We start from the raw sequence: 24,576 nt of genomic DNA, 5'->3' as shown, positions 1-24,576 counted from the left end.
AAACGATGACATTACAGGAGCCTCGGCCGGGAAACTGCCCGGCAGAGGTCATTTGACGCAGGCGCGTCCTGTCAGTCGAAACCGGTCAGCTTCGTACTGCCGAGCGAGACGTCGCCGAGTGTCCTGAACACGAGGCGGGCCCCGATGGACCAGTCCACCGCCGATTCATTGTCCGTGTCGCGCTTGTCGTAATAGACGAGCGAAAATTCGGTGCATTCGTCCGCGTAGGTGACCCCGACGCCGCGGCGGCTCAGCGCGTTCTCGTTGATGTCCCAGGTCAGCGAACCGAAGACCGACCAGCGGTCGTTGATCTTGAGCGCACCGGCTGCCTGCAACTCGTCCTGATCCCGGTCAAACCCGTAATCTGGCTGTGCAGTGATATGGGTATACGTCAGATCGGACTGCCAGCGGTCGCTGCGGTAGCTCAGCGATGCATCGGCACGGCGCAGGTCCAGGCTCTTCTCGTCGAGACGATACCCCGTCGACAGAGAAAGACCGGTTGGCAGATCCACTGCAAGCATGCCGACAAAGTCGGATGCGGTGCTTTCAAGACCTGAGTCCCGGCCCGCCCCGACCAGATCCTCGGAGCCGAAGGAGTTCGTGCCAGCAAGCTGATAGGACTGGCCGAATATGCTCCGGATCGAGTAGCCGGCGTCGAACGTGCCGGTGTAGCGGAAGCCGACATTGGCGCGGGTGCCGCCTTCAATACGGTCATAGCCGGAGAATTTGTCGCGTTCGAACAGGTTGGTCGCGTCGAAGACGAAGCTCTGCGCATCCTCGTTCGGCAGTCCGCCGATCATCTGCTCGTTCGGACGAATGAATATCTGCGCAATCGGCTCGAGGACGTGCGAACTGTTCTGCGTCGAGATCAGGATCGGATAGCGGGCTTCCAGCCCGGCTGTGACCATGCCTCTCGTCGAGGCACCATTGCCCTGCCAGTCACCACTGTAGGTTCCAAGGGCGTTAGGGTCGGACATGTCGACGTTGAAGGCGTCACCACGTGCGGCCGCGATCGGCGTCAGCAAAAGGCCCTGCGGCGTCGTGAAGGTGCGCTGCCATTCCAGTTCGGCGGACAAGCGGTTGTAATCGCCGCTGAGGCCGCGGAAACGGTCACGCCCGGCCACGCTATAGAAGTCCGAACTGGACCGCGTCAGGTGCGTGTAGTTCGCGTCAAGCGAAAGCTCTCCGCCTGCAACGGACTCGGGAGCGATGTAACTGTAGTCGATGATCGGTCCGGCAATAGCCTGCTTCTTTTCGGCAACGCTATCCGTATCGGCGTCCTGGACGTCGAAGTAGTATGCGTTTGCCTCGAAGGAATTCCGCTGGCCGATCCCTTCAAGATAAACCTTGTTCGTGTGGACCGTGCTGTCGAGGTTGTCGAGGCCATAGGTCTTGGCGAAGTTGTTGTCGCTCTGCAGCATGGCGTCCCAGCCGAAGGTCCAGCGGGGATTGATCTTGAATTCGCCCTTCGAGGCCACCATTCCGCGGAAATCGTGCTCCGAATCGCTCGTATCGGCGGAGAAACTGCCGGGGTGCATCTGGTCGATGCCCGCAAAGCGGAACACATGCGTGCCGTTCTCGAACCGCTGACGATATTCGGCGTCCAGCAGGAAGCCCTGATTGGTATAACCGGTTGCGTTGACCGTCATGTCCCGGTCGGGCGCAATCGCCCAGTAATAGGGAACCTTGACGCCGAAACCTAGATTTTGCGACGTGCTCATCGACGGGAACAGGAAGCCGGACTTCCGTTTGACCGTATTGTCAGGAACCTCGATCGACGGGAAGAAGGCGATCGGGTGGCCAAAGAGTTCGAACTTGGCCTTTTCCAGTCGGATCGTGTGCGTCTCGCCGTTCTGGACGACCCGTTCTGCCTTGATCTGCCAGATCGGTGGTTTGCTCGGATCGCTCTCGCAGGGCAGGCAGGCAGTATAGATGCCCTTGTGAAGGATCGACACCTTGCCGTTGACGCGTTCGGCCGTCTCCGCCGCCAGTCGCGTATTGTCCGTCGTTTCCACGCGCAACGCGTTGACGAAGCCGTTGGCGAAATCGTCGGTGATGTCCATCTTGTCGGCATAGACGCGGTTGCCGCCGGGCTCGACGAGCTCGATGCCGCCGGTCGCGATCAGGCGGCCGTTCTTCTGGTTGTATTCGACTTCGCGGGCGACCATCTTGTAGCCGCCGTAATAGATTTGCACCGCGCCGCGAACGATCACGCGGTCGTTGTCTCTGTCGTAAATCAGCTCATTGGCGGAAAGGAGGAGTTTCGATCCCTCCGGAATCTTCGCGGAAACAAGCTCGGTGCCTGCATTCTGCGCAGAAGACGTCTGGGAATAGGCACTCGTCGCCACAACCGGATTCGCTGTAAGCGCGGTGGTGGTGAGAAGGATAGCCCCCAGCTTTCCCCAATGTCTGCGGTCCCTAGCCGCCACTAGCCATCCTCCTGATGCAGCAGTACTGTCGCCCCGGCAGCCAGAGCCACGATTACAGGAATCCACGCGGCAACGAACGGCGGCAGAATACCACTGCTTCCGAAAGCCTTAACCAATGCGGTCACCACATAAAGCACGAACCCGGAAATGATTCCACCGAGAATCATCGACCTCGATTGCGCGAACCGGCTGAACTTTAACGATACGGTTGCGGCAATCAATGTCATCGCCACGAGAAGCACAGGCAATGACAACAAATAATGATACTGGGTCTGTAGCGGGTAGGGCGGTACGCCGTAGCTCTTCGCCGCATCGATCTTGCGTGAAAGTTCAAAAAAACCAACATCTTCCGGCGCAGTCAGGCGCTCGGTAAGGTATTTCTGTTCCAGATTGGTACGAACCTTGACCTCCGGCAGCGTCTTGACGATCTCGCCGGGACGAAGCTCGGAAACCTGGTTAAGAAGCCAGTAACCATCTTCCAACTTTGCTGTGGCTGCGTCCTGTCTGAGAACGATGCGGCCATCGGCGTCAAAATGGAATATCGTCGCCTTGTTCAGCGTCGTGCCGTCGTCGGAGACCGAAGCGGCGCCGATGATCATGTCGTCGGAACCGACCGTCTGGCGGAACCACGGAATGACAAATTTTTCCTTCAGGCGTCCCGCGTCCATTCGCCAATCGGTCTCCAGCGTCTGCGATTGACGCATGCCGAAGGCTGCAAGCGGGTTCAAGAGGAAGGTGGTGGCCAGTCCCATCGCCAGTGCGCCGAAAATGAAAGGCTGCATGAACTGCCACGCCGAAATCCCGGCAGCGCGGGTCACCACCAGTTCATATTTCCGGTTCAGCGCAATCAGCACCGTCATGCCGACGAAGAGAGCGAGGAACGGGATTGTCTGCTGCAGGATGAGCGGCAGGCGCAACAGCGTCATCGCCGACGCGCCGAGCAGGGAGTAGCTCGACATGTAGGACAGGCGCCTCGTGGTCTCGCTGAAGTCGGCCAGGAAAATGATGGCCGAAGTTCCCAGTGCGAACCACAGAAAGGTCGTGACATAGAGTTTGAAGAAGTGGCGGCCGAGCGTCGTGAAGATCATGCGACACCTTCGTCTTCGTCGTTCGTTCGCGAATCCAGCCGCCGGATGACGCTTTGCCATGCCGTGCTCACGCGCTGGCCGATCCTCTCCGCAAATCTCAACCTCCGACCGGACACCAGCAGATAGATGGAGACTGCGATACAGACCGCCGGCACCACGTAGTACCATGCTACGCTGGCGGAGCCACGGCCCGTCTGGTTGGTCACGTAGAAGAGAACGCCACGAACCAGGAAGGACACGATGAGCGCACCGATCATCGGATGGAGCCTCGCCTCCCGGTGCGAGCGGGCATCGGCGGCAAAGACCAGCGAGATGAGGCCGAAGACAAGCGGGGTCGTCCAGTCGCTCAAGCGCCGGTGCAGTTCCGACCACGTCCGGTCAGCCGTCGCCTTGTAGCGATCATCGTTGGCGGGCGGGTTCAACAGATAGGAGGTCGGCTGGTCGCCTTCCTTGAGGGATGCGCCGTCGTCCGATGCGGTCAGTTCCGACAGGTCGAAGGCATAGGTGTCGAAGCTGATGACGGACACCTCGCCGTTCGGCAGCTTGCGGTAGATCTGGCCGTTGTTCATGATCAGCGACGTGCCGTCGCTGTTAACGGCGCCTTCCCGCGCATAGTAGATCAGGCTGACCGTCGGATCGCGTTCGTCGACGACGAAGAGACCCTTCAGTATGCGTCCGGAAAGACGCTGGGAGATTTGCACATAAAGACCGCCCTCGATTTGCCGGAATGTCTTCTCCTCGATGACGGTGGAGAGAAGGTCCGCATAGGTTTCGGCGATCATGTCCTTGGCTGCCCGGCTGGAAGCGGGCGCAGCGTAATTGGTGATGCCGAAGGAAACGACGCTGAAGAGCAGCGACAGCAGGATGACGGGCATGAAGATTGTCGATCGCGGCCCGCCGGCGGCGTCGATGACCGCCAGCTCCGAATCGTTGTTCATGGACGTCAGCGTCTGCGTAATCCCGATCACCAGGCCGAACGGCAGCACCAAGGGCACGATGCTCGGCATGATCAGCGTTGCGAGCAGCATGAACGAGCCGATCGATTGCCCGCTGTCGGTGACGAGGTCGACACGTCTGAGGACCTGGGTCGTCCAGATGATCGCAAGGATCGGCAAGAATGCCGCAAGCGACATCTGCATCACGCGTCCGAATATGTACGACTGCAGGGTCTTCATGTTCGCCTTTGATACATAACGGCACGGGAGAGGCAAGCGCGAACTGCGCTCGCTGATACCCCGCCGGGTTCAAGTTTCGGTGGCTGTTGCAGAAATGGAAACGGCCCGTCCCGCGAGAAGCCTTTTGCCGACCTGCAGATACAGGAAGGCGCCGAGCGTCGCGTAGAACACGACGACGGAGAGCAGCCAGCCGAGCATGGCATCGGACAGGTAGTGACCGCCATAGAGAACGCGCAAGCCCCCGGTCAGCAAGGAACTCGCGACAATCGGAATGAACAGCCTTTTGCGCCATTTTGGTGGCAGGATGACGAGGAGGCAGATGAGCCATCCGGCACCCGACGCCTCACCGGAAACGAACGAGCAATTGTGATGGCATTCGCCCCCGAAGACGCCCGCCGGCATGAATGTCATGTCGCCACCGAAGAGGTCGGTCACGCGCGGCCGCGGTCGTCCGGATATCTCCTTGAGGACGAGATTGACCAGAACATAGGGGCCGGCAAGCATGGAGACGACGCCGGCGGCCATGGCGCTGACCCTGTACTGCTTGGCTCTCGGCTTGCCCGTGGTCGAGAGCAGGCGGATGATCGCAAGCAGGAGCCGATAGGCGAGAAAGGCCGGCGCGTAGACGAAGATGACCCTGCAGGCGTCGATGAAGCGGGGGCGCCGTGCGCGATTGAACTCCTCGGTCATGACGGCGCCGAGCAGTTGCGGCCCGATGAGCATGGCCTGCGTCAGCCGGGCCGCCTGGTCCGTCTTGATTCGTGGCGTGTGGTCGCGTGAGAGTTGATGGATCAGGGCGAACAGCACGCCGATCGCCGAGAGCGCCGGGAGATAGAAGAGTATCTGCCGGATGAAATTCAGAAATCCGTTCGTCTGCAGCGCAAAGGTGCCGCACACCGTGCCGGGGGCAGATGTTGCCGGGCAAGGGGTGCTCGTGAAGAACTGCCGGGCGGCGGCAATGTCGATCTGCGGAAACAGGTAGAACAGGGCAAGCAGCAGCCACCATGCGACAAGCAGCACCAGGGAAATGGTGATCGCCTGCCGGGCATTCGGGCGCAGCCACGTTTTCCCGCTCCGCAGCGGTTCCATGCGGTTAGCGGCATGCCGCCACGCGTCGCTTCGTCTGATGTCTTCCAACAGGCTCGATACCGACAATGCCAAACGATATGCTCCCTCTGCCTGTCCCGGCGCAGCGAAAATTTGGCGACCGGTATCACATTCCGATTTCCATTTCGACCTGCCGGGATGACGCGGGTCCTTCACGTTCGCGTGCCCGCTGTCTATGAAGTGTCCGAGGGCGGCAAACACCGTGGAAGAGTGCCACAATTCCACGACTTGCCCTTGTTTTCGTCGGCGATTGTCCCATGATTTCGCAAAAGCCAAGCTCAAAACAGTCGGGAGACGACATGTCGGATAAATTGGAAGTCGGTTTCGCACGGTCGGTGTCGGTCAAGGGCGGTCTTGCCGTTCTTCTGCAGGCAAAGGATGGTGACGGACCTTCCTCGGCAGACGGCGCGATTACTGCGGGGGCTGTCGCGCGCGCTGCCGGCATCGCCGAATTCAAGGCCAAGTCCATGGGCGTTCTCGATTTCATCGCCCCGGAAGACGCCGCCGCGGACCGCGTGGTTGTCGTCGGTCTTGGCGCGTCGTCCGACCTCGTCGCGTATGACTGGTTCAGGGCAGGCGGTACCGCTGCCTCAAAGATCGGCTCCAGCAGTGCGGTCGCGGTTTTTCTGGATGCACCGGGCGTCGAGGTTTCCGCAGCCAATGCCGCCGACTTCGCCGCTGGCATGCTGCTGCGCGCCTACAAGTTCGACAAGTACAAGACCAAGCGGGACAAGGACGGCGAGGAAAAGGACAAGAAGGTCAAGGTGACGATCGTGACCGCTGCGGCGGCCGACGCGAAGAAGGCATTCGCCGACGCGCAAGCGGTCGTCGCCGGCGCCATCCTGGCGCGTGATCTGGTCAACGAACCGCCGAACGTGCTGGGACCGGTCGAGTTCGCGGCCAAGGCCAAGGAACTCGAAAAGCTCGGCGCCGAAGTGGAAATTCTGGACGAGAAGGACATGCGCAAGCTCGGCATGGGCGCGCTTCTTGGTGTTGCGCAGGGCTCAAGCCGGCCGCCGCGTCTTGCCGTCATCCAGTGGAAGGGCGGCAAGGCAAAGGCCAAGCCGGTCGCCTTCGTCGGCAAGGGCGTGGTGTTCGATACCGGCGGCATCTCGATCAAGCCGGCCGGCGGCATGGAGGACATGAAGGGTGACATGGGCGGGGCTGCCGCCGTGATCGGCCTCATGCATGCGCTTGCCGCGCGCAAGGCGAAGGTCAATGCCGTCGGCATCCTCGGCCTCGTGGAAAACATGCCGGACGGCAACGCCCAGCGCCCCGGCGATATTGTGACCTCCATGTCTGGCCAGACGATCGAGATCATCAACACCGATGCGGAAGGGCGTCTCGTGCTCGGCGATGCGCTCTGGTACTGCAACGAACGCTTCAACCCGGCCTTCATGATCAATCTCGCGACACTGACCGGCGCCGTGCTCGTGGCGCTCGGAACCCAGCATGCGGGGCTCTTCTCCAATGACGACACGCTGTCGGACAATCTGCTGAAGGCTGGCCTGCACACGCAGGAAAAGCTCTGGCGCCTGCCATTGGCGCCCGAATACGACAAGCTGATCGACAGCAAGTTCGCCGACATGAAGAACACCGGCGGACGCAATGCCGGCGCCATTACCGCGGCGCAGTTCCTCCAGCGCTTCGTCAAGGATACGCCCTGGGCCCATCTTGATGTCGCCGGAACCGCGATGGCCTCGCCGGCAACGGAGATCAGCACGACCTGGGCTTCCGGCTTCGGTGTCCGGCTTCTCGACGAGCTGGTCCGCGCCAATTACGAAGGGTGAACGCGTCCGTGACCGAGGTGCTCTTCTACCATATGACGGAATCGAAGCTGGAGGATGCCCTGCCGCCGCTGCTCGAAAAGAGCATCGAGCGGGGCTGGCGGGTGTCCGTCCAGTTTTCCAATGCCGACCGTCGCGATGGCATGGACGCGCATCTGTGGACCTTTCGTGCGGACAGCTTCCTGCCACACGCCACGGAGGAGGCAGAGACCCGCGAGGCTGAGCCGATCCTGCTCAGTGTCGCCGATACCAACCCGAACGCCTCAAGCGTTCGCTTCTATGTCGACGGTGCAGCGCCGCAGGACGTGGGCGGGTACGAGCGCGTCGTGCTGATGTTCGACGGCTACGAGGAGATGGAGGTGGGCGCGGCGCGCGCCCAGTGGAAGCGGCTGAAGGAGGAGGGGCACGCCCTGACATATTGGCAGCAGAGTTCGGACCGCCGCTGGCAGCGCAAGGCCTAGCCCGACTGCTCCCGCCTCAGTTCAGTGTCAGCGTGTCGCCGATACGCGGGCGTGTGAAGTGGAACTTGTCGTAACTGTAGCTCGTGACGCCGGTCGCCGCGGACAGCAGTGACGTGAAGGGCGTGACAAGCGAATATTTGGTCTCGACCACGATCATCTGCACGCCGGCTGTCTTGACATCGGTCGGGATATCGAGCGGCGACGCGGCGCCCTTGGCCAGCGCGGTGGTCTGGTAGCCCACGGACCAGTTCACCTTCGTGCTCAGGTCGGCCGCCACGTCGACAACGGCCAGCTGAATGGTCAGGCCGGTCGTCGAGAATGGCTGCATGATGGTGGCAGAGCCGGCCAGGATGACGTTGACGTCGGCCGTTTTCCACGAAGAAGAACGGGAAATCATGTCGGCGACAGTAGAGGAGATCTGGCTGACCTTGCGGTTGGCAATCAGCGCCTGGCCGAGATCGACCGTGCCGGCGAGCAGAACGACGAGAATGGGCATGATCAACGCAAATTCGATTGCGGATACGCCGCGCCTGTCGGCGCGCAGCCTTTCGACCAAACGGCCAAGCCGTCCGAATGTGCCGGCAATGATGGCTGCTGAAAGGATCATCAGAATGGCTCGTTCTTGAACAGAGTGGCGGCAGCGAGCACGTAGCGGCCGTCGGCAAGCGTCGCGTCATTGGTGCCGTACATGGTGAGGATCCGGCTCCAGGGCAGGAAGGCCTGAACCAGTACGAAATCGCCTGTCCCGCCGATGTTGAAGCCTTCCGTCACGGAGATCGTACCGGCCGAGACCGCGGTGGCGTAGTTGACTGACGACATGTCCGTCAGCACATCCGCGCGGATCAGAAGGTCGGTGCTGCAATTGAAGGCATACGCCATGTTGTCGCAGACCTTCGCCTTGAAACTGTTGATATTCAGGGCGGCGCTTTGTGCCGACCCCGTGCGGATTTCGCGCACGGAAGCCTGCAAGGCGGCGGACAGCGTCGAGTCGGTGAAGAACATGAGGGCGACTTCCATCACGCCGAAAAGCATGATGAAGAAGGGCAATGCCAGAAGCGCGAATTCGATCGCGGTGGCGCCTTCCTTGTCCTTGACCAGAAAACGCCGGAAAAGCTTTCTCATTGGTAAGCCTCGATGTCGCTGGATGCCGGCGACGGCAGACGCGGGTGACCGACCGAAAGCTGCACTGCATTCCGATGCAGGAAAGAATTGGCGAATGCTGTCGTCATGGAAACCCGGAAGTCGCCCGAAATTGGAACTTGTCGCACCATATCGCGCAAGCATTTCCCATCCCTTAAGGCGGTCGGAAAAATTATATCAATTCCGGGAAACCAAGGCTCGGCAGGGGCTTGGATGTGCCGAAATCAACCTGCCATCGCGGTTTCATACTCATCGGAGAGCAACAGCCACTGCTCCTCGGCCTCCGACAGCTTGCGTGCGGCGTCGGAACGTTCCTTTGCCTTGGCGGCGGCCTTGGCGGGCGACTTTTCATAAAGCGTCGGGTCGCCAAGCTCCATGTCGAGCGCCTGAATCTGTTTCTCAAGCTTCGCGGTCAAGGATTCGATTTCGTTGATCTTCTTCTTCAGCGGAGACAGGGCAGTGCGCTTGTCGGCCGCCCGCTTGCGGGCTTCGGCCTTGGAAACCCCGTCGTCGGCTTCTGCCGTTGCGGTCTTGTCCTCGCGGCTCTTTCCAGACTGCACCACGAGGGCCTTGTAATCTTCCAGGTCGCCGTCATAGGCGGCGACGGTACCGTCCTTGACCAGCCACAGCCGGTCGACCGTCGCCTCGATCAGGTGGCGATCGTGCGAGATCAGGATGACGGCGCCGGGATAGTCGTTCAGGGCCTCGACAAGCGCGCGACGGCTGTCGATGTCGAGATGGTTCGTCGGCTCGTCGAGAATCAAGAGGTTCGGCGCCTCGAAGGCTGCGAGGCCCATCAGAAGCCGCGCCTTTTCGCCGCCGGATAGATCCTTCGAGGGCGTGTCCATCTTTTCCGTTGCCAGGCCCATCTGCGCGACGCGAGCGCGTACCTTCGCCTCAGGCGCGTCGGGCATCTTCGCCCGGACATGCTCGGCCGCCGACTGGCCGGGGATCAGGTCGTCGATCTGGTGCTGGGCGAAGAAGCCGGTCTTCAGGTTGGTGGCGATCTTCAGGTTGCCGCTTTCGGCGGCAAGCCGGCCCGAGATGAACTTGGCGAAGGTCGACTTGCCGTTGCCGTTCGAGCCGAGCAGCGCGATACGGTCGTCGGCGTCGATACGCAGGTTGAGGCGTTTGAGGATCGGCTTGCCGGGCTGGTAGCCGACCGCGCCGCCCTCGACCGCGATGATCGGCGAGGCGAGTTCCTTGTCCGGTACGGGGAAGGTGAAGCCCTGCACGTGATCGTCGACCACGGCAGCGATCGTTCCCATGCGCTCGAGCGCCTTCAGCCGCGACTGCGCCTGGCGTGCCTTTGACGCCTTGTAGCGGAAGCGCTCGACGAAGGCCTCCATGTGCTTGCGCTTGGCGTCGCTCTTGGCCTTCGCCTTCATCTGCAACTCGTCGGCTTCCGCCTTCTGCCGCTCGAACTGGTCGTAGCCGCCGCGATAGAAGGTGAGCTTCTTCTGGTCGAGATGGATGATCGAGTTGACGGCGGTGTTCAACAGGTCGCGGTCGTGCGAGATGATGATCACGGAATAGGGGTAGCGGCGGATGTAATCCTCCAGCCACATCGTGCCTTCGAGGTCGAGATAGTTGGTCGGTTCGTCGAGGAGCAGCAGGTCCGGCTCGGAGAAGAGGACGGCCGCGAGTGCGACGCGCATGCGCCAGCCGCCGGAGAAGGAGGAGGCCGGCCGCTGTTGCGCCTCGTGATCGAAGCCGAGGCCGGCCAGAATGCTCGCCGCCCGTGCTTCCGCCGAATGGGCGCCGATATCGGCGAGCCGCGTCTGGATCTCGGCAATGCGCAGCGGGTCGGTCGCCGTCTCGGCCTCGCGCATCAGGCTGGCGCGTTCCTTGTCAGCGGCCAGCACGATCTCGATCAGCGGGTCCTCGGTACCGGGCGCTTCCTGCGCTACCTGGCCGATGCGGGCATTGCGCGGCAGCGTCACATTGCCGGTCTCTGCGGCCATATCACCGGTCAGCACCTTGAAGAGCGTCGATTTGCCGGTGCCGTTGCGTCCGACAAGGCCCGCCTTGATCCCGTCGGCAAGCGAAACGGAGGCGTTCTCGATGAGCAGGCGTCCGGCGATGCGGACCGTGAGGTCGGAAATCGTGATCATGCCGGCGTTTTGGCGGAGGACTTCGCGCAAAGCAAGAGGGCGCATGCCCGTTCGGTCTCGAAATCGGTAACCATGAACCTAGGGATGATCTTGGTTTCTGGGTATTAGAAGAACTCAATCTCGGATCGCAGTCGAAAAGAGAAAGTACCGTAACCGCTCAATTTATTTGCGCACCGGAGAATTTGTTGACGATTCTTTAAAGCTGAATGCCTAGATCTGATAGTGAACCGTCTGTTGCTCCTTCTTGCGATCTGAATGGCGCGTGACGCCTCTTGCGCCCCGCGGCCCCTCCACCTTCGGGTCTATTCATTGCGGAGCGGATGACTGTTGATATTGCCATATTCGACCGTTGGAGGACCGAATCCATGAAAAGACCGAGTATCAAGGCGTCGCTGACCGCTGTGTTCGCGTCGATCGCCATCATGTCCGCAGCTCTCGGCTACATCGCCGTCAAGGGGCTCGCCACCACGAACGAGGCCACCACGGAGATTTCGACGAACTGGCTGCCCAGCGTCGAGGTGGTGAATACGATCAATACCGCGACGTCTGACTTCCGCATCGGCGAAGGCGCGCACATCATGTCCACCAACGAGGCGGAGATGGCCTCAGCCGAAGCCGACATCAAGGCCGTCGGCGATAATATCGTCACGTTGCGCAAGCAGTACGAGGCCCTGATATCCTCCGAGCACGAACGTCAGGTTTATCAGGAGTTTGCGAAGGAATGGGCGGATTATCTTGTCCTTCACGAGAAACTGATGACGCTTTCGCGCGCCAACCAGAACGAAGAAGCCGCGACCCTGTTCAAGGGCCAGATGGATGCCGACTACGACGGGGCCTCCAATCTGTTGGTCGAACTCATCAAGATCAACCATGATGGCTCGCAACTGGCTTATGCCGCTAGCGGTGAAGCCTATTCCTCGACGCGGGCGATCATGTTTGCGTCGCTTGGCGTGGTGGGGCTCGTCGTCCTCGGGTCCATGATCTTCGCCCTGACCGGCATCGCCCGCCCGATCAACCGCATCACCGATGCGATGAAGGCACTGGCCGCCGGTGATACTGCCTCGGATGTGCCGTTTGCCGGCCGCGCCGATGAAATCGGCTCCATGGCCGGCGCCGTTGAGGTCTTCCGCCAGGCGGCCATCGCCAACAAGCGTCTAGAGGCCGAAGCCGAAGAAAATCGTCGCAAGGCCGAAGCTGATCGCATTGCTTCGCAGGAAAAGGCAGAGGCCGATGCCGCTGAACGGCTGCGGATCGCCACCTCCGGGCTTGCCGCGGGCCTGAAGCGCCTTGCCGCCGGCGACCTTGCCTTCCAGCTGACAGAGGCTTTCGCTCCGGATTTCGAGGCGCTGCGCCACGACTTCAACCAGTCTGTCAGCCAGCTCGGCGCCGCCATGTCGTCGATTGCCGGAACCGCATCCTCGATCGACAACGGCACCCGCGAGATTGCCGCCGGCGCAAACGATCTCTCCAAGCGCACCGAACAGCAGGCCGCCTCGCTTGAGGAAACAGCCGCCGCGCTTGACGAGATCACCGCCAACGTTACGAGCTCGACGAAGCGCACGGAAGAGGCCCGCTCGGTCGCAACCCGCGCCAACCAGTCAGCCGTCAAATCGGCGCAAGTCGTTTCCACGGCCGAAGAGGCGATGAAGAAGATCGAGGCGAGTTCGCAGCAGATCTCCAACATTATCGGCGTCATTGACGAGATCGCCTTCCAGACGAACCTGCTTGCACTGAACGCCGGCGTCGAGGCGGCGCGTGCCGGCGATGCCGGCAAGGGCTTCGCCGTCGTTGCCCAGGAGGTGCGCGAGCTTGCGCAGCGCTCCGCCCAGGCTGCCAAGGAAATCAAGGCGCTGATCCAGACCTCGTCCACCGAAGTCGAAGGCGGCGTCAAGCTCGTTCGCGATGCCGGCGAGGCGTTGAAGACCATCGGCGGGTTCATCGTAGAGATCAACGGCCATATGGAAGCCATTGCCACCTCGGCCAGGGAGCAGTCCGTGGGCCTCGCCGAAGTCAATACGGCGGTGAACTCGATGGACCAGACGACGCAGCAGAATGCCGCGATGGTGGAGCAGTCCAACGCCGCCTCCAATTCGCTTGCTCAGGAAGCCATGCGGCTTCGCGACCTCGTCGGCCAGTTCCAGCTGGACGGCATCGCCACGGCGCAATCGTCGACCCTTCGCCAGACCGCGCGCACCATGGCGCAGGCTCCGGCAAGGCAGGCATATGCAGCGCCGGCTAAATGGGTAAGTGCATCCGGCGGCGCGGCTGTCGCAACCAAGGATGACTGGCAGGAATTCTGATCGGGTCGACCGGCTATCGAATTCACGGGGCCTCGCGGCGTGACAGCCGCGGGGCCCCGTTCCTGTTCGACCGATGTCTGCGGAGGCGCTCCCGGAACCATATACCGCCAATGGCATTCTGTGTCTGTGGTATTTCCGACCATTTCCCCCTATGTCCTTGATGCCGGTGCGCAACGCTATTGGCACAGGGTCCCTCGAAAGCCGGAGCAAGCATGAACGCCAAGTCCTGGAGCCGCACCGAAGGTACGCTCCCCATCGCGATCGCGGCGTTCGTGCTGTGGATTGCCGTCACGTCACTGACCGGCGTCGCGCCGGAGGGCGCAACCGACATTTCCGAGCTCGTGTCCGCAGGCGTTGCCTGGCAGTTTTTCTATGCGTCGGCGTTCATTCTGCTGATCGCCGTGATTTTTCGCTGGCGCGATCTCGGCTTCAATAGGCCTCGGCCGGGCCTGTTCGGCATCGTGTGGCTGCCGGCTGTCTATATCGCCGTCATGTTCGCCTCGGCCGTTTCGCTCGGCCTGCCGCCGCCGCACATCGTCCTGCTCGTGCTCATCAACACGATGCTGGTCGGTATTTCCGAAGAGACGATGTTTCGCGGCGTCTTGTTCAGCGGCGTGCGGCGGGTGATGCGCATCTGGCCGGCGATCATCGTCGTCACGCTGGTCTTCGGCGTCGTCCACGTCCTGAACGCCCTGTTCACGGGCAATCTGCTCGGCGCCGCACTCCAGGCACTGGCGGCGACCATGAGCGGATTGTTGTTCCTGGCGGTGCGGATACGCTCCGGCTCGCTCTATCCAGCCATGATCCTGCACGCACTCTGGGACTTTTCACTTCTGACGATCGTCCGTTCCGCGTCCGCGCAGGCAGAGGGCCAGTCGCTTAACGAGGTCGCGGCAAACATTCCCTGGTATCAGCAACTGGTACCGGTTCTGGTGGTCCTGCCGCTGCTGCTGCATGCGATGTATCTGCTGCGCAAGGTCGGGCGGGACCCCGAACCGGGCTAGGGTCGCAGCGTGGCCCGCTTGCGCGTTCAGGCGACGCTGTTGCGCATGTTGGCGCGGGCGATATCCGGCCCGAAGGCGACCACCGGCGTACGCTCGTTTGCGCGTGCGGCGGCAAGTGCCGCCTCCGCCTGGGCCCGCAGATGGGCCGGCGAGGGTGCGTTCGCCGTCATTGCCAGCCCGAAGGACAGCGTCAGCGGCGGGCCGACCATTTCGGACGCGAAAATCAGATTGTCCTCGACCTGGGTACGCAGCCGCGCGGCAATGCCGACCGCGTCCTCCTTGCTGACGTCATGAAGGATGAAGGCGAATTCGTCGCCGCCGGAACGAGCCGCGAAATCGTCCTTTTTCACTGCCTTGCGGAAGATCGTGCCGAGTTGCTTGAGGACGCGGTTGCCGGCGCTTGCGCCATAGGTGCGGTTGAACAGCGCGAAGCCGTCGACGTCGGCGATGATCAACGCCATGTCCTGCGGCACGGTCGCGCCGTCATAGGCGTCGGCGAGCTTGCGCTGCAGGGCCGCGCGGTTCGGCAGGCTGGTCAGCCGGTCGCGGAGCGTCGCTTCCGCCGCGCGTTCGCGGAACCGGTCGCCGGCGTCCAGCTGTTCGAGGCCTTTCTCAAGCTTCTCGACGAGCTGCTGCTCGAAGCGGGTCACGTCCGACAATGCCTCGCCGAGAAACGCGGCCTGGGCGATGATGGCTCTTGCCTCATCCTCCGTCGCGCCATCGAGCGCGCCGGTGACGGTCTCGAGCGAACGCAGGAAGTTGGTCTTGCCGGTGCTCGCAAGGCCGATATGTTCGGAGAGAGAGCGGATCACCCGTGACTGGTTGGCGGCCGCCTGCTCGGCGCGGTGCCCCCAGAAGCCGGGCAGGCGGTGTTTCAGCCCGACCTCGTCGATCAGCACCTGGCCAGGACCGACGCCGAGCGCGGTGATGTCCTTGCGCAACTCGTCCTGGGCGCCGTAGAGCGCCTCGTAGAAGAGCTCGTAATTGCGCGGCAAGCCCCGGACCTTGAGCCGTTGCATCAGGGCATTGATATTGTCCGCTTCCGTCTTCTTCCGGTCGATCGACCACATGACGCGCCTCCGCCACCTAAAGCTTTTGCGGCAGTAGGGGCGCGAGCCGTTTAATTTCGCGTGAAAATCAAGGCGTTGCTCGCCGAAAAGCTGATCTGACGGTTAACGGTCCGTTGGCATCAGGCGTAGGCGGCGCCGTCATCCGATCGCAGGAAATAGATGAGGTCGAGGGCGAGTGACGGCTTTCCGAGCGCCGTCAGCGTCATATGCGCCTGGCCGCGATGATGCGTGTGATGGTTGAAGAAATGGAACAGGGTCGGGGTAAGGCTCTGCGTGATCGTCACCGGATTGGTGATCGGCGTGTAGGTGATCTCGGCGGCGAGCTGTTCTTCCGTCAGGCTGGCGATCCAGTCGAAGATCCGCTCGTCTTCCTGCCTGCGGGCATTCGAAAGATCGGCGAACTCCGGATAGAGGACGCCATCGAGCCGCGCCGGGACGTCGCCCGTGCCGGTGAAGCGCTTCATCCAGATCCGGTCGGCCAGCAGGACATGGTTGAGCGTGCCGCAAAGCGAACCGAAGAAGGCGCCCTTGTCGGCGTTGAATTCCTCTGTCGTCAGATCGGACGCCGCCGCGTAGAGCAGGCTATTGGCCCAGCGGTTATAGGCGGCAAACATCTTGAAGTGATCGCGCATGAAATCCTCCGTTTCTTTGTGGCGGATTGTCAGCCGGGCGGGGCGGTTTGGAAACAGCCGGATCCATGAAAAATACTGATTGGATTATCATGTCGCGATGACCTGCTATGATTGCCCCGCCCAAAACATTGCCGAAACCATTGGAGCCCCCGTTTGATGACCAGATTGCTTTACTCGCTGTGCGGTGCCGACGAGACACGTCCCTTTTCTCCGCATGTGTGGAAGACCAAGATGGCGCTGGCCCACAAGGGGCTCGCCTACCGGGAAGTCCCGACGCCGTTTACCGGCATCCCGCATATCGAGGGCGGCGCGACCAAGACGGTTCCGCTTCTCGTCGACAACGGCACGGTGGTGATCGACAGTTTCCGGATCGCTCTCTATCTGGATGCGACCTATCCCGAGACGCCGTCGCTGTTTCGCGGGGAAGGCGGCAAGGCCCTGTCGCGCTTCGTCGAGGGCTATTCGCAGTTCGTCGTGCATCCGGCGATCACGAAGATCGCCATTCTCGACATCCACGACATGCTGGCCCCCAAGGATCAGGCCTATTTTCGTGAAAATCGCGAGCAGCGTTTCTCTCGCTCGCTGGAAGAGGTGGCGGCCGGCCGCGAGCAGGAAATCGCCGGCTTTTCCGCCAAGCTCGAGCCGATGCGGCACATGCTGAAGTTCCAGCCCTTCCTCGGCGGCGACAGCCCGCTGTTTGCCGATTACATCCTGTTCGGCGCGCTGCAGTGGCTGAGGATCGTCTCCGATGCCAAGGTGCTGGCGGCCGGCGATCCGGTCAATGACTGGTTCGAAGGTTGCCTCGACCTTCACGACGGGCTCGGTCGCTCGGTCGATGCCGCTTGATAGCCTCGCCGGGCCGCTCGTCGGCCGGCGATTCTGTCCTCGTCCCTCTTGTTTTGCAGGCGGAAGGCGGCTATTGAGCCGCCCAAACCTCCTCAATCAATGCAAGGGATGAAACCGAAATGGCGATTGAACGCACCTTCTCCATGATCAAGCCGGACGCCACCAAGCGCAACCTGACCGGCGCCATCACCAAGATGCTCGAAGATGTCGGCCTGCGCGTCGTCGCATCCAAGCGCGTCTGGATGAGCCGCCGCGAAGCCGAAGGCTTCTACGCCGTTCACAAGGAACGTCCGTTCTTCGGCGAACTGGTCGACTTCATGTCGTCCGGCCCGACCGTCGTTCAGGTTCTCGAAGGTGAAAACGCAATCGCCAAGAACCGCGAAGTCATGGGCGCCACCAACCCGGCAAACGCTGCCGAAGGCACCATCCGCAAGGTTCACGCCCTGTCGATCGGCGAAAACTCCGTTCACGGCTCCGACGCTCCGGAAACCGCTGCCGAAGAAATCGCCTACTGGTTCTCCGGCACCGAAATCGTCGGCTGAATCACTCTGTGAGCCGGTCTTCGGACCGGTTTGAAAAGACTCGTGAAAACGGCGCCGCTCGGGTGCCGTTTTTTATTGTGTCTGCCATTTTTCCTGCGCGCGGTCGTCGGCGTCCTTTGCCGACACCCAGTCACCGAGCTTTCCGTCCGCCTGATATTCCTTCTTCCAGAAAGGGGCGGAGGTCTTGAGAAAGTCCATCACGAAATTGGCGCCGTCGAAGGCGGCCTGGCGGTGCGCGGCGGCGGCAATGACCAGGACGATATTCTCGCCGGGCGAGATCTTGCCGAAGCGGTGGATCGCGGTCAGGCCCTGCAGCTCAAAGCGCTCGATCGCCAGCCCGGCGATGCGGGAAATCTCGGCCTCCGCCATGCCGGGATAATGCTCGAGCTCCAGAGCCGAAAGCGTACCGCCTTCATCACGGCAAAGCCCGGTGAAGGTTACCACCGCGCCGATGTCGGCACGGCCCGCCGTCAGCCTCGCGCATTCGGCGGCAAGGTCGAAATCCTCGCGCTGGACGCGGATGGTGGGGACGATCTTGGTCATGGCCGTACTGTCTTCAGATTCGGTTCTAGATGTTGCGCGCAAGGCGACGATTTCCTGGCCCTTCGCATGGCTCCAGGCGTTCGACGCTGCAATCGACTCACTGGATCGATTGCTCCGCTTTGCGGATCGCGGCTCACCCACCCGTCATTGGTGGGAAGATGCCGATTTCCCGGGCGCCGGCAATGCGTTCGTCGTGTTCGACATGCTCCTGGTTGATCGCCACCCGGATCGCTTTCGGGAACTGCAGCGCCGCGTCATATTCCTCGCCCTGCGCCTTCAGATAGTCGATGAGGTCCGAGACCGTCTCCACCTCGGCAGGCAGGGCGAGATCCTCCTCCGCCTTGCCGATCTTTTCGCGCACCCAGGCGAAATAGACGAGCTTCGTCACACTTCATCTCCGACGACGTGCTTCAGGCCGGCCCGGAAATAATCATAGCCGGTGTAGACCGTCAGCAGGGCGGCGAGCCACAGCAGCGCGATGCCGAGATCGGTGGTGTAGGCGAAATACTTGTCGCCGGCCGGACCGGCCAGCAGGAAGCCGAGTGCAATCATCTGCACGGTGGTCTTCCACTTGGCGATCCGCGTCACCGGTACGCTGACCTTCAGTTCGGCCAGATATTCGCGCAGACCCGAGACCAATATTTCGCGGCAGAGAATGATGATCGCGGCCCACAGCGACCAGCCGGCAATCGTCTTTTCCGTGTCGGCGGCGAGCAGCAGCAGGCAGGTGGCGACCAGAAGCTTGTCGGCGATCGGATCGAGCATGCGGCCGATATTGGAGGTCTGGTTCCAGATGCGCGCCAGATAGCCGTCGAAGAAATCCGTGACCGAAGCCGCGATGAACAGGCCAAGCGCCGTCCAGCGCGCCACGTCCGTCATGTGCAGCGATCCTTCGGCGAAGAAGCACAGCACGATCAACGGCACGGCCAGAATGCGGCCGTAGGTCAGGAGGTTGGGGATGTTGAGAGCGGGAGAGGCCATGGTGTCCTGTATTCTCTTTTCGGCAGACGCTGACGCTAGATGAAAACTTTGAAGGTAAGGCGTCAACTCTTCTTTGCGGCGTTTTTACGATGAAGCCCGACCTCAGCCGGACCGTTCGTCGTGAAAGTGATTGTATATCTGCTTTGCGACAGTTTCCGAAATGCCGGAGACGGTCATGAGATCGGCAAGTCCCGCGCGAGAAACGGCCTTTGCCGTGCCGAAATGCTGCAGGAGCGCGCGTTTGCGGCCGGGGCCGATGCCGGAAATCTCGTCGAGCGGATTTTTCACCATCTCCTTCTTTCTGCGGGCGCGGTGGGATCCGATGGCAAACCGGTGCGCCTCGTCGCGCATTCTCTGGATGAAATAGAGCACGGGGTCGCGCGGGGGGAGGGTGAAGTCGTCCTTCTTTCCGGCGAAGAACCGTTCGCGGCCGGCCTCGCGGTCGGCACCCTTGGCGACGCCGATGGCGGTCACGCAGTCGCTGATGCCGAGTTCGTCGAGGATGGCGCGCACGGCGCTCATCTGCCCCTTGCCACCGTCGATCAGGATAACGTCCGGCCAGGCGGGAAAGTTGGCATCCTCGTCGGTCGCCACCGCTTCCGGCGAGCGGTCCGGCTTGCCTTCCTCCTTCAGGAGACGCGAGAAGCGCCGGGTCATGACTTCCTTCATCATGCCGAAGTCGTCGCCCGGCGTGATGTCCGTCGATTTGATGTTGAACTTCCGGTACTGGTTCTTCACGAAGCCTTCCGGCCCGGCAACCACCATGCCGCCGACGGCGTTTGTACCCATGATGTGCGAGTTGTCGTAGATCTCGATGCGCCGCGGCACATAGGCAAGCTCGAAGGTCTCGGCAAAGCCCTGCAGGAGACGGGACTGCGACGCGGTTTCGGCAAGCTTGCGGCCATGCGCCTCGCGTGCGTTTGCCAGAACCTGGTCCGTGACGTCCTTCTTCTCGCCGCGTTGCGGAACGGAAACCGTCACCTTGTAGCCGGCCTTTTCGCCGAGCGCCTGCGACAGCAGTTCCATTTCCTCGATCTTTTCCGACAGCAGGATCTGCCTGGGGCAGGGCTTGTCGTCATAGAACTGGGCCAGGAAGGCATTGAGTACTTCGGCGCCGGTCAGCGCCGGATCGGCCTTCGGGAAATAGGCGCGGTTGCCCCAGTTCTGGCCGGTGCGGAAAAAGAACACCTGGATGCAGGACAGGCCGCCTTCGTGGTGGATGGCGAAGATGTCCGCCTCCTCGATGCCGGCCGGATTGACGCCCTGATGGCTCTGGACATGCGAGAGTGCCGCCAGCCGGTCGCGGTAGACGGCGGCGCGCTCGAAATCGAGGTCCTCTGCGGCGGCGTTCATGGCAATCGCCATCGCCGCCTTCACGTTCTGGCTCTTGCCCGAAAGGAAGTCCTTCGCCTCCGACACCAGCTCGGCATAGTCCTCGTCGCTGACTTCGTGCGTGCAGGGGCCCGAACAGCGCTTGATCTGGTGCAGCAGGCAGGGGCGGGTGCGGCTTTCGAAGACGCTGTCGGTGCAGGTGCGGATCAGGAAGGCACGCTGCAGCGAATTGATTGTCCGCCCGACGGCAGACGCCGACGCGAAGGGACCGAAATAGTCGCCCTTTCGGGCACGCGCGCCGCGATGCTTAAAGATGGCAGGCGCCCGATGGTCGCCGGTGATCAGGATGTAGGGGAACGACTTGTCGTCGCGCAGAAGCACGTTGAAGCGCGGCCGCAGCCGCTTGATGAGGTTCGCTTCGAGCAGCAGCGCCTCGGTCTCCGTCCGGGTCGTGACGAATTCCATGTGCGCGGTTTCGCGAATCATCCGTGTGATGCGGTTCGAATGGCCGCGGCCCTGGGCGTAGTTGGAGACGCGCTTCTTCAGCGAGCGGGCCTTGCCGACATAGAGCACGTCGCCGGCCTCGTTGAACATGCGATAGACGCCCGGCGCATTCGGCAGGTGCTTGACGAACGCGCCGATCAGTTCGGCGCCCTCGAGCCCGTGCGCCCGGCCGTCGCCCTCGTTCCAGTCGATGCTCGCGCCGACGGAGGCGCCGGCATCGGGGGCGATGTCGTCGTCGTCTTCGTCGTCCGTCTCTCCGTACAGGATGCCGCCGTCATCCGGCTTGCCGCTCATTCCCTGATCTCCATGATGTCCGGCGTCTGCCAGGCGAGATGCTGCCCGCCGTCAAGCGCGATCATCTGCCCGGTAATCGACGGCGTGTCGATCAGGAACTTGATGGTCCGGCCGAATTCGTCAAGTTCCGGCCCTCTTTGCAGCAGCACCGCCGCCACCTGCTTGTCGAAGTCTTCCTGCTCCTGCCTCGTGTTGGGAAGGGTCGGTCCGGGACCGATGGCATTGACGCGGATGCGCGGTGCGAGCGCCTGCGCCATCGTCTTCGTGGCGGTGTAAAGCGCCGATTTCGACAGCGTGTAGGAATAGAATCGCGGATTGAGCGCCAGCACGCGCTGGTCGACCATGTTGACGACGAGCCCTTCGGCATCCGCCGGCAATTGCCGGGCAAGTGCGGCGGCGAGCTGGGAGGGCGCGCGTACATGCAGCGCGAAATGCAGGTCCCATGCCTTGGCGTTCATCTCCTTGACGCTGTCGTGAACGAAGACGGAGGCGTTATTGACGAGGACACCAACCGGCCCCAAACGTGCCTTGACAGCATCGACAAGCGTCTCCGTTTCCTCGGCGTCGGAAAGGTCGGCCTTGACGGCGATCGCCCGGTGCCCATCGGCGACCAGGGCGGCGGCGGCCTCTTCGGCTTCGTCAAGGGAAGTATTGGCATGAATTGCGACGGCAAAGCCATCTTTCGCCAAGTCTTTCGCCATGGCCAGGCCAAGCCTTTTTGCGGCCCCGGTGACCAGGGCGACACGTGGAATATTTGCCGTCAAAAGTCGTTCCTCGCATGAAAACAGAGTCTCAATGCCATGATATAGGCGTTCGATCCGGATGATAAAGAGTGCGGCAAGTGTCGTCCGCTTTTAATTTCGTTTTTTACTTTCAGTATATTTGTGTATTAATTAAATATTAAATTGGAGATTGCTCGATTAATCTGTATTAAGATATGTAAAATATGCGTTGCGTAAAAGCAACACCGTAAATACACCATCATTGTGCCGCAAATATTTCACATTTCGGCTCTGGCAATTCCTCATTCGCGATCCAAATTCTCATTCGTCCTGGCGGGGGAAACTGAATTTCGCTGGGTTGCCGCTAAGGCAGTCGGCATCAATCCGAAAGGAAATAAAATATGCGTACTGTGTTGATCACTCTTCTCACGTCCACCGCAATGATCGCGGGGATTGCTCAGGCCCAGGCAGCTGATGCCATCGAATCTCCGCCGGCTCCGCCGCCGGTCGCCAACGACGTCGCTCCGGTGACTCCGACCTGGCAGGGTTTCTACCTCGGTGGTGAAGGCGACTATAACTGGGCCCGCTTCGGCGACGGCAGCAAGCTGAACGGCGATGGTATCGGCGGCGGCTTCTACGGCGGCTACAATTGGCAGGCTGGCCAGATGGTCTACGGCGTCGAAGGCGACATCGGTTATTCCGGCGTTGACGGTGAGGTCGCTCCCGGCTTCAAGGGCAAGACCGGCTGGAACGGCGCCATCAAGGGCCGCGTCGGTTACGACCTGAACCCCTTCCTGATCTACGGCACGGGCGGTCTCGCAATGGCCGACGGCAAGATCTCGGGCAACGGCGATTCCGAAAGCAAGATCCAGTACGGTGCGACCGTCGGCGTCGGTGCGGAAGCCTTCGTGACCAACAACATCACGGCCCGCGTCGAATACGACTACACCAACTACTTTGACCGTGACTATGATGTCGGTGGCAGCTCGTTCTCGCGCGGCTTCGACGAGCACTCCGTCAAGGTCGGTATCGGCGTCAAGTTCTGATTTCCGCAGAGGAAATCGACAGACGGAAAAGCCGGGGTTCTGCCCCGGCTTTTTTGTGTCCTGCTTCCTGTCAGTCCTGAGACGTCGGGCCCGCGCCGTCAGCCCTGGGATTTCAGCGCCGGGAATTCCGGGAAGCGCTTCTCGAATTTCACCGGCCAGGCCGTGAGATTCTCGCGGCCCTCTTCCCAGCGGCCTTCGAAGCGAAGCTGCAGGTAGCCGACAAGGGCTGCCAGCGCGAAATGTCCGCCATGCAGGGTCTTCGGCGTCTTCGGCAGATTCTTGTCGAGATAGTCGAGCCCGCGCTGAACCTTCGTCCACTGCCATTCGAGCCATGGCTCGTGCACCTTCTCCTCCGGCCGGAACCGGCGTTCGTAGATGCTGGCGACGAGGCAATCGGTGATCCCGTCGCAAAGGGCTTCGAGCACCAGCGCCTCGGCCCGCTTCTTCTTCTTGTGCGGATAGAGCTTGCGGCCGTATTCCTGATCGAGGAACTGCATGATCGCCCGGCTGTCATAGACGGCGTCGCCATCGGTGGTCACGATCGTCGGGATCTTGCCGAGCGGATTCTGCTCGACGAGTTCGGCCGGCGCGGTGGTCGTGTTGACCTTCACGGCGTCGACGTCGATTCCCAGATAGCGGATCGCCATATGCACCTTGGCAGAGTAGGGCGAGGTGGTGGAGTAGAGCAGCTTCATGGGGTCTCCCTTGGTGTTGCCGGTTCAGCGGACCGGCGGAACGGTGATCTGGCCGGCGCGGCAGGACTGTCGGTCGACCTCCGGGCACGTCCGGAATTCGAGGTCTTTGGTAAGGCAAATCCGGATTTCGTCAAGCTGCCCGCGCTCGCAGGTGACGGCGACGCCTTGCGGCTTGAGGCCGGGGTTCGCAGCGATCATCTGGCGCTCGATCTCGTTGACGGCGAGGGTCTGGCGCTGGCGCGGCCGCTCCAGCGATTTCGGCACGGCGATCTTGCCGCGCGCGGTTTTCAGCACGTCGAAATAATCCTCGCGGCTGAGGCCCGAACAGGTGCCGTGCTTTTCCCATTCGTGCCGCATCAGCCCCGCCGATGGCATGATCGGAGCGAGTTCGCGCACCAGACCGTCGGGAATGCGGCCCGTCTCAGCCGTCGAGCACGACTCGGGATAGCCTTTTTCATATTGCGGCCACAGGCCGTGGACGATGAAGCCGAAGGATTTACCGGGGCCGCATTGCTGGCCAGAATTGCCACCGGACGGACCCGCGCAGAAGGTCGGCGACCAGGAGAGCGAGAGGACGTAGAAATCGAAGCCGGAGCCGACCGGCACGGCGCTCGCCGGCGTATCGGATTTCGCGACCTTGGCCACCGGCGCCGGGGCTGTTTCGTTTATGCCTTCGCCATCGCTGCCGCCACGCATCAGCCCGGTCGCTCCTCCGGCTGCAATGAACAGCGCAAGCAGGAGGAAACCGGCATAGCGTCGCATCG

Annotated in this window: 23 protein-coding genes; 7 read left to right on the top strand and 16 right to left on the bottom strand. The window is 61.7% G+C overall.

The window, feature by feature from the left end; translation table 11 throughout:
- Positions 1-71 precede the first annotated feature (71 nt).
- The 4 genes from NN662_RS12550 to NN662_RS12535 form a co-directional block, all read right to left on the bottom strand.
- Positions 72-2,429 (bottom strand): LPS-assembly protein LptD, encoded by a 2,358-nt coding sequence (locus NN662_RS12550; protein ID WP_261930587.1) that lies wholly within the window; start codon positions 2,427-2,429, stop codon positions 72-74.
- Entirely contained in the window at positions 2,429-3,517 is a 1,089-nt protein-coding gene (gene lptG / locus NN662_RS12545) for an LPS export ABC transporter permease LptG (protein ID WP_261930586.1), read from the bottom strand. Before lptG ends, NN662_RS12550 begins: the two co-directional genes overlap by 1 nt.
- Complete coding sequence (locus NN662_RS12540; protein ID WP_261930585.1) at positions 3,514-4,692, bottom strand: LptF/LptG family permease; 1,179 nt, start codon at positions 4,690-4,692, stop codon at positions 3,514-3,516. The genes lptG and NN662_RS12540 overlap by 4 nt, the downstream gene beginning before the upstream one ends.
- Positions 4,693-4,761: 69 nt before the next feature.
- On the bottom strand, positions 4,762-5,781 hold the full coding sequence (locus tag NN662_RS12535; protein WP_261930584.1) for a phosphatase PAP2 family protein: 1,020 nt from the start codon (positions 5,779-5,781) through the stop codon (positions 4,762-4,764).
- 317 nt (positions 5,782-6,098) lie between these two features.
- Between NN662_RS12535 and NN662_RS12530 the strand changes: the two genes are divergently transcribed.
- A complete protein-coding gene (locus NN662_RS12530) occupies positions 6,099-7,589 on the top strand; it encodes a leucyl aminopeptidase (RefSeq protein ID WP_261930583.1) in 1,491 nt (496 codons plus the stop codon).
- An 8-nt stretch (positions 7,590-7,597) separates the two neighbouring features.
- A complete protein-coding gene (locus NN662_RS12525) occupies positions 7,598-8,047 on the top strand; it encodes a DNA polymerase III subunit chi (protein WP_261931953.1) in 450 nt (149 codons plus the stop codon).
- A 16-nt stretch (positions 8,048-8,063) separates the two neighbouring features.
- Here the strand turns inward: NN662_RS12525 and NN662_RS12520 are convergent, their stop codons facing one another.
- From NN662_RS12520 to NN662_RS12510, 3 genes are all read right to left on the bottom strand, one after another.
- Complete coding sequence (locus tag NN662_RS12520; RefSeq protein ID WP_261930582.1) at positions 8,064-8,654, bottom strand: TadE/TadG family type IV pilus assembly protein; 591 nt, start codon at positions 8,652-8,654, stop codon at positions 8,064-8,066.
- Positions 8,654-9,169, bottom strand: a complete 516-nt coding sequence (locus NN662_RS12515) for a TadE/TadG family type IV pilus assembly protein (RefSeq protein ID WP_261930581.1) — start codon at positions 9,167-9,169, stop codon at positions 8,654-8,656. Before NN662_RS12515 ends, NN662_RS12520 begins: the two co-directional genes overlap by 1 nt.
- 242 nt (positions 9,170-9,411) lie before the next feature.
- Complete coding sequence (locus tag NN662_RS12510; RefSeq protein WP_261930580.1) at positions 9,412-11,301, bottom strand: ABC-F family ATP-binding cassette domain-containing protein; 1,890 nt, start codon at positions 11,299-11,301, stop codon at positions 9,412-9,414.
- 365 nt (positions 11,302-11,666) lie between these two features.
- On the opposite strand from NN662_RS12510, the gene NN662_RS12505 reads away from it, so the two are divergent.
- Entirely contained in the window at positions 11,667-13,601 is a 1,935-nt protein-coding gene (locus NN662_RS12505; RefSeq protein WP_261930579.1) for a methyl-accepting chemotaxis protein, read from the top strand.
- Between the two features lie 212 nt (positions 13,602-13,813).
- Positions 13,814-14,605 (top strand): CPBP family intramembrane glutamic endopeptidase, encoded by a 792-nt coding sequence (locus NN662_RS12500; protein WP_261930578.1) that lies wholly within the window; start codon positions 13,814-13,816, stop codon positions 14,603-14,605.
- A gap of 26 nt (positions 14,606-14,631) precedes the next feature.
- Here NN662_RS12500 and NN662_RS12495 read toward each other — a convergent pair whose 3' ends face one another.
- Complete coding sequence (locus NN662_RS12495; RefSeq protein ID WP_261930577.1) at positions 14,632-15,675, bottom strand: GGDEF domain-containing protein; 1,044 nt, start codon at positions 15,673-15,675, stop codon at positions 14,632-14,634.
- Positions 15,676-15,794: 119 nt separating this feature from the next.
- A complete protein-coding gene (locus NN662_RS12490; protein WP_261930576.1) occupies positions 15,795-16,307 on the bottom strand; it encodes a DinB family protein in 513 nt (170 codons plus the stop codon).
- Positions 16,308-16,463: 156 nt separating this feature from the next.
- Between NN662_RS12490 and NN662_RS12485 the strand changes: the two genes are divergently transcribed.
- Positions 16,464-17,153: a glutathione S-transferase family protein gene (locus NN662_RS12485; protein ID WP_261930575.1), complete on the top strand. Its 690-nt coding sequence runs from the start codon at positions 16,464-16,466 to the stop codon at positions 17,151-17,153.
- A 119-nt stretch (positions 17,154-17,272) separates the two neighbouring features.
- Entirely contained in the window at positions 17,273-17,695 is a 423-nt protein-coding gene (gene ndk, locus NN662_RS12480; RefSeq protein WP_261930574.1) for a nucleoside-diphosphate kinase, read from the top strand.
- A 72-nt stretch (positions 17,696-17,767) separates the two neighbouring features.
- Here ndk and NN662_RS12475 read toward each other — a convergent pair whose 3' ends face one another.
- The 5 genes from NN662_RS12475 to NN662_RS12455 form a co-directional block, all read right to left on the bottom strand.
- A complete protein-coding gene (locus tag NN662_RS12475; protein WP_261930573.1) occupies positions 17,768-18,238 on the bottom strand; it encodes a molybdenum cofactor biosynthesis protein MoaE in 471 nt (156 codons plus the stop codon).
- 133 nt (positions 18,239-18,371) lie between these two features.
- Positions 18,372-18,626 (bottom strand): molybdopterin converting factor subunit 1, encoded by a 255-nt coding sequence (gene moaD, locus NN662_RS12470; protein WP_261930572.1) that lies wholly within the window; start codon positions 18,624-18,626, stop codon positions 18,372-18,374.
- Positions 18,623-19,219 (bottom strand): CDP-diacylglycerol--glycerol-3-phosphate 3-phosphatidyltransferase, encoded by a 597-nt coding sequence (gene pgsA / locus NN662_RS12465; RefSeq protein WP_261930571.1) that lies wholly within the window; start codon positions 19,217-19,219, stop codon positions 18,623-18,625. Before pgsA ends, moaD begins: the two co-directional genes overlap by 4 nt.
- Before the next feature lie 102 nt (positions 19,220-19,321).
- Positions 19,322-21,349, bottom strand: coding sequence for an excinuclease ABC subunit UvrC (gene uvrC, locus NN662_RS12460; protein ID WP_261930570.1), 2,028 nt, complete (start codon positions 21,347-21,349; stop codon positions 19,322-19,324).
- Positions 21,346-22,113, bottom strand: a complete 768-nt coding sequence (locus NN662_RS12455; RefSeq protein ID WP_261930569.1) for an SDR family oxidoreductase — start codon at positions 22,111-22,113, stop codon at positions 21,346-21,348. The genes uvrC and NN662_RS12455 overlap by 4 nt, the downstream gene beginning before the upstream one ends.
- A gap of 359 nt (positions 22,114-22,472) precedes the next feature.
- Here NN662_RS12455 and NN662_RS12450 point away from each other — a divergent pair, with 359 nt between their 5' ends.
- The gene (locus tag NN662_RS12450; protein WP_261930568.1) at positions 22,473-23,117 is read left to right on the top strand and encodes an outer membrane protein; all 645 of its coding nucleotides are present in this window, start codon (positions 22,473-22,475) and stop codon (positions 23,115-23,117) included.
- A 98-nt stretch (positions 23,118-23,215) separates the two neighbouring features.
- Here the strand turns inward: NN662_RS12450 and NN662_RS12445 are convergent, their stop codons facing one another.
- Both NN662_RS12445 and NN662_RS12440 read right to left on the bottom strand, forming a co-directional pair.
- Positions 23,216-23,812: a glutathione S-transferase gene (locus NN662_RS12445; protein ID WP_261930567.1), complete on the bottom strand. Its 597-nt coding sequence runs from the start codon at positions 23,810-23,812 to the stop codon at positions 23,216-23,218.
- 24 nt (positions 23,813-23,836) lie between these two features.
- Positions 23,837-24,574, bottom strand: coding sequence for a ribonuclease T2 family protein (locus tag NN662_RS12440; protein ID WP_261930566.1), 738 nt, complete (start codon positions 24,572-24,574; stop codon positions 23,837-23,839).
- Between the last annotated feature and the right edge of the window lie 2 nt (positions 24,575-24,576).

It is taken from the genome of Rhizobium sp. NRK18, assembly GCF_024385575.1.
Lineage (GTDB): Bacteria > Pseudomonadota > Alphaproteobacteria > Rhizobiales > Rhizobiaceae > JANFMV01.
Note: the sequence above shows the minus strand (reverse complement) of the source record. Positions and strands in the feature narration are given on the sequence as shown.